The sequence below is a fragment of the Mesorhizobium sp. M4A.F.Ca.ET.020.02.1.1 genome, from assembly GCF_004022645.1.
Classification (GTDB): Bacteria; Pseudomonadota; Alphaproteobacteria; order Rhizobiales; family Rhizobiaceae; genus Mesorhizobium.
The window spans coordinates 1-7,025 of the sequence record NZ_RZOI01000282.1 but is presented as its reverse complement, the minus strand read 5'-3'; the positions used below and the strand labels follow the sequence as shown (position 1 = coordinate 7,025).

At 65.3% G+C, this 7,025-nt stretch carries 5 protein-coding genes; 2 read left to right on the top strand and 3 right to left on the bottom strand.

Going from position 1 to position 7,025, the window contains the following annotated elements:
* On the top strand, positions 1 to 782 hold a 782-nt coding region (locus EN742_RS18315), incomplete at its 5' end, for an aminomethyltransferase family protein (protein ID WP_148670142.1).
* 249 nt (positions 783 to 1,031) lie between these two features.
* On the top strand, positions 1,032 to 2,741 hold the full coding sequence (locus EN742_RS18310) for an APC family permease (protein WP_128333112.1): 1,710 nt from the start codon (positions 1,032 to 1,034) through the stop codon (positions 2,739 to 2,741).
* A gap of 71 nt (positions 2,742 to 2,812) precedes the next feature.
* On the opposite strand, the gene EN742_RS40035 is transcribed toward EN742_RS18310, so the two are convergent.
* From EN742_RS40035 to EN742_RS18300, 3 genes are all read right to left on the bottom strand, one after another.
* Positions 2,813 to 2,944 carry a hypothetical protein gene (locus EN742_RS40035; protein WP_281033519.1) on the bottom strand — a complete coding sequence of 44 codons (132 nt, stop codon included), beginning with the start codon at positions 2,942 to 2,944 and terminating at the stop codon, positions 2,813 to 2,815.
* A gap of 93 nt (positions 2,945 to 3,037) precedes the next feature.
* A complete protein-coding gene (locus EN742_RS18305) occupies positions 3,038 to 6,184 on the bottom strand; it encodes an efflux RND transporter permease subunit (RefSeq protein ID WP_127405678.1) in 3,147 nt (1,048 codons plus the stop codon).
* A gap of 235 nt (positions 6,185 to 6,419) precedes the next feature.
* A partial coding sequence (locus tag EN742_RS18300) for an efflux RND transporter periplasmic adaptor subunit (RefSeq protein ID WP_128333111.1) occupies positions 6,420 to 7,025 on the bottom strand: 606 nt, incomplete at its 5' end.

Below are 7,025 nucleotides of genomic sequence, written 5' to 3'. Positions count from 1 at the left end.
GGCTGCGCGAGACCGCCAGGAAACTCGGCCTCAACGTGCTGGTGCGCTCGTCCACCGACCAGATGCACAACATCGCCCTGCAGGGGCCGAAGAGCCGCGACATCCTCAAGGAGGTCGTATGGACCTCGCCGCTGCAGCCATCAATCAGCGAGCTCGAATGGTTCCGCTTCGCGGTCGCCCGCATCGGCGGCGGCAACGGCGTTCCGGTGGTCGTCTCGCGCACCGGCTATACGGGCGAGCTCGGCTACGAGATCTGGTGCCATCCGCGCGACGCCGAAAAAGTGTTCGACGCGATCTGGGAGGCCGGCCAGCCGCATGGGCTGAAGCCGATGGGCCTGCAGGCGCTGGACATGGTGCGCATCGAGGCCGGGCTGATCTTCGCCGGCTACGAGTTCTCCGACCAGACCGATCCGTTCGAGGCTGGCATCGGCTTCACCGTGCCGCTGAAGACCAAGACCGACGACTTCATCGGCCGCGACGCGCTGATAAGGCGCAAGGAACATCCGCAGACGAAACTGGTCGGCCTTGACATCGATGCGAACATCCCTGTCGGCCACGGCGACTGCGTCCATGTCGGCCGCGCCCAGATCGGCGTCGTCACCTCTGGCATGCGCTCGCCGCTGCTCGGCAAGACCATCGCCCTGGCGCGGCTCGACGTCACCCATGCCGACATCGGCACGGAGGTCGAGGTCGGCAAGCTCGACGGCCAGGCCAAGCGGCTGCCGGCGCGAGTCGTGGCCTTCGCGCATTACGACCCGCAAAAGACGAAACCGCGCTCCTGACGGCCGCCTCCAAGGCCTCATCCGACCGTCTTGATGGCGGCCGCAGTGGCGTCCGTGCCATATTTCGCAAGCGTGATGTGCACGGCGCCACAAAACGCTTGACGTGAAAGCGCGTCGGATCAATCTTCACTGTTAAGAAAAAAATGCGACTGAGCGGAAACACTGCAGCCGTTCGAAATGAGGCCGGGGGGAAGCTTCGCGCAGCCGAGGCACACCGGCGGGGAACAGCAAAAAGGGGAATTCATACATATGAGCACAATGAGCACGGTCCTTGAGCAGCCTGCGGAAGGCAAGCTGCTCAGGCATATCGACTGGCGTGGCGCCTTCTGGGTGGCAAGCGGCGTTCCCGCCCTCGTCCTGTTCTCCATCGGCGGCATCGCCGGCACGACCGGAACCCTGGCTTTCGTGATCTGGACGGTGTCCATGATCATGGGCTTCCTGCAGTCGTTCACCTATGCCGAAATCGCCGGTCTGTTCCCGAACAAGTCCGGCGGCGCCTCGATCTACGGCGCCACCGCCTGGCTGCGTTACTCGAAATTCATCGCGCCGCTGTCGGTGTGGTGCAACTGGTTCGCCTGGTCGCCGGTGCTGTCGCTCGGCTGCTCGATCGCCGCCGCCTATATCCTCAACGCGCTGGCGCCGATCCCGGTCTTCAGCGAGACCTCGCCGGAAGTGGTCGCCTATATCGCCGCCCATGCCGGCACGGCGCCTGCCGATGCCATCGCGGCGGTCGCCGCAGCCGCGACGCCGGCGATCCGCACCTGGTCGCTGTGGGGCCATACGCTGGGTCCGGTGTCTTTCACCTTCAACGCCACCTTCTTCATCGGCGCGGTGCTGATGCTGATAATCTTCTCGATCCAGCATCGCGGCATCCTCGGCACGGCCAGTGTGCAGAAATATATCGGCCTGCTGGTCATCATCCCGATGCTGATCGTCGGCGTGGTGCCGATCTTCACCGGCCAGATCAACTGGGCGAACTTCTCGCCGCTGGTGCCGCTGGCGGCCGCCTACGCGCCCGACCCGGGAGCCTGGAACATCGCCGGCTGGACACTGGTGCTGGGCGGCATGTTCATCGCCGCCTGGTCGACCTACGGCTTCGAGACCGCCGTCTGCTACACGTCCGAGTTCAAGAACCCCGGCACCGACACGTTCAAGGCGATCTTCTATTCCGGCCTGCTCTGCATGCTGCTGTTCATCCTGGTGCCGTTCACCTTCCAGGGCGTGCTCGGCCTCAACGGCATGCTGGCGACGCCGATCGTCGACGGGTCCGGTGTCGCCGATGCGCTGGCCGGCATGGTCGGCGGCGGCAAGATCATCCACAGCCTGCTGGTCATGCTGATGATCCTGGCGCTGGTGCTCTGCATCATGACGGCGATGGCCGGCTCCTCGCGCACGCTCTACCAGGGCTCGGTCGACGGCTGGCTGCCGCGCTACCTCAGCCACGTCAACGAGCACGGCGCGCCGACGCGGGCGATGTGGACCGACCTCGTCTTCAACCTGATCGTGCTGGCCATCGCCTCGGCCGACGCGACGAGCTTCTTCTTCATCCTCGCCGTGTCGAACTGCGGCTACATCATCTTCAACTTCCTCAACCTCAACGCCGGCTGGATCCACCGCATCGACAACGGCCATATCGCGCGGCCGTGGCGGGCGCCGACCTGGCTGCTCGGCATCGGCGCGATCTTCGCCTATGTCAACGCGGTCTTCATGGGCGCCGGCGCCAAGGTGTGGAACCCGATGGCGCTGTGGGCGGGCCTGATCACCGCGGCTTTGATCATCCCGGTGTTCTGCTTCCGCCACTACATCCAGGACGGCGGCAAGTTCCCCGACCATATGCTGGCCGACCTCGGCATGGCGGGAGCCGACCTCTCGGTCAAGAAGGCGGGCGCCCTGCCCTATCTGACGCTGATCGCCGGCGTGGCGGTGATGCTGATCGCCAACTGGCTGTTCGTCATCTGACGCAGCGACCTGAGAACAAGATCGGGCGCGCCTCGGCGCGCGCCCGATCTCTTTTGTCCAACGGCCTCTCGTCAGCCAGCCTTGCGGACTGTCGTCTCCTCGAAGAACCGGTTCGGCGGCCGCTTCAGGCCGAGACTCTCGCGTAGCGTCGATCCCTCATACTCGCGCCTGAAGATGCCGCGTCCCTGCAATTCGCTTCGCACTTTTCCTGGAATTGCTCTAGCGCACCGACCTGCGATGCAGATCGTCCGCCATCGACCCGTGGCGATGGCGGACGATCCGAGGTTGCCACCACGTTATTCCGCGGCCAGCGCCAGTTGCGGCTCTTCGTTGTTCTGCACCAGTTCGGACTCGGGCCTCTTGCCCTCGACCCCGGCCTTCTTGCGCTCGCGGCCGAAGAACAGCGCGTAGCCTGCCGGCAGCACCAGGATGGTGAGCACGGTGGCGACGAGGATGCCGCCCATCATGGCGTAGGCCAGCGGCCCCCAGAACACGGCGCGCGAGATCGGGATCAGCGCCAGCACCGCGGTCAGCGCCGTCAGCATGATCGGCCGGAAGCGGCGCACGGCAGCGCCGATGATGGCCTCGGATCGCTCCATGCCGACAGCGATGTCCTGGTCGATCTGATCGACGAGGATAATCGAGTTGCGCATGATAATGCCGAGCAGCGCGATCACGCCGAGGATGGCGACGAAGCCGAACGGCGCCCCGCTGATCAGCAGGGCCGCGGCAGCACCGATGATGCCGAGCGGACCGGTCGCCAGTACCAGCATCGCCTTGCCGAAATGCTGCAGCTGGATCATCAGCAGCACGACGATGACGGCCAGCATGATCGGCGCCTTGGCGGCGATCGAGGCCTGGCTTTCGGCCGAGTCCTCGGCGCCGCCCTGGATCTCGACCTTGTAGCCGGGCGCCAGACCTGCGCGCAGGTCCTTCATGTCGTTGTACATCTTGGTGACGACGTCGTTCGACTGCACGCCGTCCGGCAGGGTGCCGCGAACCGTGATGGTCGGCAGGCGGTCGCGCCGCCACTCGATGCCTTGCTCCAGCACCGGAACGACCTTGGCCACCTGCGACAGCGGCACGAAGCCGCCGAAATCGGTCGGGATATAGACGGAATCGACCGAGGACAGCAGCTTGCGACTCGCTTCCGGCTCGCGGGCGACGATCGACACCGTCTCCTCGCCGTCGCGGAAATCGTCGAGCGGCGCGCCGGACATGGTGGCCTGCAGCATCTGGCGGATGCGCTGCGAGGTGACGCCGAGCGCGCGGGCGCGATCCTGGTCGATGACCAGCTTCATCGCCGGCACCGGCTCCAGCCAGTCGTCATGGACGGCGCCGAGCAGTGGGTTGGCCTGGAACTTCGCCTTCACCTCGTCGGCGATGCGGCGCACCTCCTGGCGGTCCGGACCCATGACCCGCATCTGCACTGGCCAGCCGGTGGGCGGGCCGAGGAACAGGCGATCGACCTTGGAACGGATCGAGGGGAAATCCTCGGCCAGGATGGTCCGCAGCTTGACGATCAGTCGCTCGCGCGCCGGCTCGTCCTTGGCCATCACAAGGAGCTGAGCGAAGTTGGGATTCCTGAGCTGCTGGTCGAGCGGCAGGAAGAAGCGCGGCGCGCCCTCGCCGATATAGGTGGCGATGAAGCGCTTGTCCGGATCGTCCATCATCTTGCCTTCGAGCGCCTTGGCCTGCGTCTCGACCTCCTTGATCGAGGTACCTTCCGGCAGCCAGAGGTCGACGAGGATCTCGGGCCGCGAGGACTGCGGGAAGAAGTTCTGCGGAATGAACTGGAACGCCCACAGGCTGGTGGCGAAGGTGACCAGCGTCATCACCAGCACGATGATGCGATGGCGCACGGCCCAGCCGACGGTGGCGCGCAGCCGGCGGTAGAAGCGCGTGTCGAAGACGTCGTGATGACTGCCGGCATGCTTGCGCTGCTTCAGGATCATGTGGCCGAGCCATGGCGTGAAATAGACTGCCACGAACCAGGACACGACCAGCGCGATGCCGACGACATAGAACAGGGTGCGCACATATTCGCCGGCGGTCGAGGCGGCGAAGCCGACCGGGATGAAGCCGGCGGTGGTGATGAGCGTCCCGGTCAGCATCGGGAAGGCGGTCGAAGAATAGGCGAAGCTCGCCGCCTCGATCTTGACCAGCCCCTCCTCCAGCTTTCGCTCCATCATCTCGACGACGATCATGGCGTCGTCGACGAGCAGGCCGAGCGCGATGATCAGCGCGCCCAGCGAAATGCGCTGCAGGTCGATGCCGAGCTCGTACATGATGGCAAAGGTGGCGGCGAGCACCAGCGGGATGGCGATGGCTATGACCAGGCCGGAACGCCAGCCGATCGACAGCAGCGAGACGGCAAGCACGATAAGCAGCGCCTCACCCAGCGCCTCCATGAACTCCTTCACGGCATCGCGGACGACTTCCGGCTGGTCGGAGATCTGGTCAACCGCGACGCCGTAGGGCAGGCCTTCCTCGAAGCGCTGGTAGGTCGCCTCGACATCCTTGCCGACGTCGGTGACGTTGAAGCCCTTGGCCATGACGACGCCGAGCTGGACGCTCTCATGGCCGTTGAAGCGGTACTTGCGCTGGAACGGATCCTCCAGCCCCGAAGAGACGGTGGCGATGTCGCCGAGCCGCGTCACCTGACCGCCGGCGCGCAGGCGCAGTTCCCTGATGTCGGCGGCCCTGGTGACGTCGCCCTCGACCGAGATGCGCACCGAGCGTTGTCCGGTATCGACCGAGCCAGCCGGATCGACATTGTTCTGGCCCTTTATCGCGTTCTGCAGGTCGGTCAGCGTCAGGCCGCGCTCGGCCAGAGCCTTCGACGAGACGTCGACATAGATCTTCTCCGGCTGGTCGCCGATGATGACGGCTTTCTCGACGCCCGGCGTCGTCAACAGCATGTCGCGCGCCTGAATGGCGAACTTCTTCAGCTCGGGATAGCTGTAGCCGTCGCCGCTGATCGAATGCAGCGTGATGAAGGTGTCGCCGAACTCGTCGTTGAAATACGGGCCGAGCAGTCCCTGCGGCAGGTCGCTGGCGATGTCGCCGACCTTCTTGCGCACCTGGTAGAAAGCGTCCTTGACCTCTTCGGCGTTGGTGTCGCCCTTCACCTGCAGGGTGATGATGGCGCTGCCGGCACGGGTGTAGGAGCGCACGAAGTCGAGATGCGGCGTTTCCTGCAGCTTGCGCTCGATCTTGTTGACGACCTGGTCCTCCATCTCCTGGATTGAGGCGCCCGGCCAGACGGCCTGGACGACCATGACGCGGAAGGTGAAGTCCGGATCTTCCTTCTGGCCCATGCGCATCAGGCCGAGCGCGCCGGCGAGGATGATCAGGCCGAACAGGAAGCGGGCGATGCTGGGGTGGCCGATCGCCCAGCGCGAAAGATTGAAGGGCCGCTTTTCAGTGCTGTCGGTGGTCATCGGCGTCAGTCCATTCCGATTGATCGGCAAAGGCACGCATCTGCGCGTGCTCACGATATTTCCGATGCTGGCTTCCGGGCGGCGAGGCTTTCCGAGGCGGAGAGACACTCGTCGCGGTGGGACGCGAGGATCGATGTGGGGGTTACATCAACCTGACGTCTCGACAGCCGGGCGCTCGCCGCCCGGAAACCATGGTCCGCTTGCTTCAACGAGCGGCGTTTTCATGCGCCTGGCTTCAGCGCAGGCTGCTGGTGATGTCGGCTTTGCCTTCGGCCGACGCCGACTGCTGCGCCCCGTCGCCGGAGAGCTTGACCTTGAGGTTCTCGGTCATGAACTGCGTGCCGGCGGCGACCACGACGTCGCCCTGCTTCAACCCGTCCGCGACATTGACGCCGTCCACCGTGAAGTCGCCGACCTTGACCGGGCGCGGATGAACCGTCTCGCTGGTGCGGTCGACGGTCCAGACGATCTTCTGGCCGTCCTTCTGGGCGAGCGCGCTGAGCGGAATCGACACCATCTGCTTCCGGCTCGCCACCGAGGCTTCGATGTTGGCGGTCATGCCGAGCAGCACGCGTGGATCGTTGGGCAGCGAGACGCGAACGGCGAAGGTGCGCGACTGCGGATCGGCGCTGCCGGCGACCTCGCGGACCTTGCCGGCCAGCGTCAGCGCGTCGTCGGACCAGAAGCCCGCCTTGACGTCCTTACCCGGCCGGAACTCGGCGATATCCATTTCAGGAACGGCGATCAGCACTTCCTTCTCGCCATCGACGGCAACGGTCATCACGGGCGTTCCAGCGCCGACCACCTGGCCGATATCGGCGCTGATGGCGGTGACAATGCC

What these genes read in the sequence shown, in the direction of transcription:
- EN742_RS18310 (WP_128333112.1), top strand. Translation starts at nt 1,032, where the DNA reads ATGAGCACAATGAGCACGGTCCTTGAGCAGCCTGCGGAAGGCAAGCTG.
- EN742_RS18305 (WP_127405678.1), bottom strand. Translation starts at nt 6,184, where the DNA reads ATGACCACCGACAGCACTGAAAAGCGGCCCTTCAATCTTTCGCGCTGG.